This is a genomic window from Rhizobacter sp. P1_G5 (assembly GCF_056405435.1).
Genome location: NZ_JBFUCB010000993.1, coordinates 1 through 1,307 on the forward strand (window position 1 = coordinate 1; position 1,307 = coordinate 1,307).

The following is a 1,307-nucleotide window of genomic DNA, read 5'->3' on the forward strand; positions in this document are numbered from 1 at the left end:
TCCCCGAGCCGGTGATGCTGAAGACCTTCCTCGGCGCCATCACCGACATCATCCGCATCCGCGTCAAGGAAAAGGAACTGAAGTTCCGGTTCGAGGACCACAGCGCCGAAGGCACCATCGTGTCCGTCGACAGCACGCGGCTGCGCCAGATCCTGCTGAACCTGCTCAGCAACGCGGTCAAGTTCACCGACGACGGCGAAGTCAGCCTGGTGATCCACGAGGCGCAGCGCACGGCGCGCGAAGTGCGCCTGCGTTTCGAGGTGCACGACACCGGCATCGGCATCGACCCGGACAAGCTCGGCGCCATCTTCCGGCCCTTCGAACAGGCCGCCGACGTGCAGCGCCGCTTCGGAGGCACCGGGCTGGGCCTGGCGATCAGCCGCCAGCTGGTGGCGCTGATGGGCAGCGACATCGTCGTCAGCAGCCGGATCGGGCATGGCAGCCATTTCTGCTTCGAACTCGACCTGCCGCTGGCGAGCACGAACCTCACGACAGTCGCCGCCACGGAGCGCCAGGTGCAGACCATCGCCGGCTACCGCGGGCCGCCCCGCAAGGTGCTGGTCATCGACGACACCGAAGCCAACCGCCGGCCGTTGATCACGTTCCTGCGATCRCTCGGCTTCGACACGCTCGAAGCGCCGGATGGGGCCGCCGGTCTGCAGGTCGCGCTGGAGCATCGGCCGGACCTGATCCTGATGGACAGCGTGATGCCGGTGATGGATGGCTTCGAGACCACCCGGCGCCTTCGCGAGATGCCGATGCTGCGCGACGTGCGCATCGTCGCCATCTCGGCAAGTGCCTCGGCCACCGACCACCGGCACACGCTGGATGTCGGAGCCGATGCCTTCCTGCCCAAGCCGTTCACGCTGACCGCCTTGATCAACGCCATCGGCCGCCTGCTGCAGCTGGAGTGGGTGGAATGGGACAGCGCCCGCGAGGCCGCGTCGGATGAGGCGCCCCGCGACCCCGCATCCGACCTGTTGCCCGATCGGGTCCAACTCGAGGTGCTGCTGCAGCTGGCCCAGTTCGGCAACATGCAGGACCTCGCGAAGCAAGCCGCCGAGCTGGCGGCGACCTCGCCATCGTGCCGCCCCTTCGCGCTGCGCCTGCAGCGGCTGGCTGAGCAGTTCCAGTCCAAGGCGGCGCTGCAGCTGGTCCGCAGCGCGATGCGCGACGACACCTGACCTGTCCGAGCCGCTGCCAAACGGACGCCAAACGGACACCTGTCACTTGTCAATTGTTGACAAAGGGTGCATCGAGGTCGGAGTCAAATCGCTCAATAGTTCAACCTGACTCTTGTGCATTTC

General features: G+C 66.6%; 1 protein-coding gene. It reads left to right on the forward strand.

Annotation, left to right across the window (positions count from 1 at the left end; all coding sequences use genetic code 11):
* A partial coding sequence (locus AC1D12_RS33460; RefSeq protein ID WP_477845394.1) for an ATP-binding protein occupies nt 1-1,184 on the forward strand: 1,184 nt, incomplete at its 5' end.
* Nucleotides 1,185-1,307 lie beyond the last annotated feature (123 nt).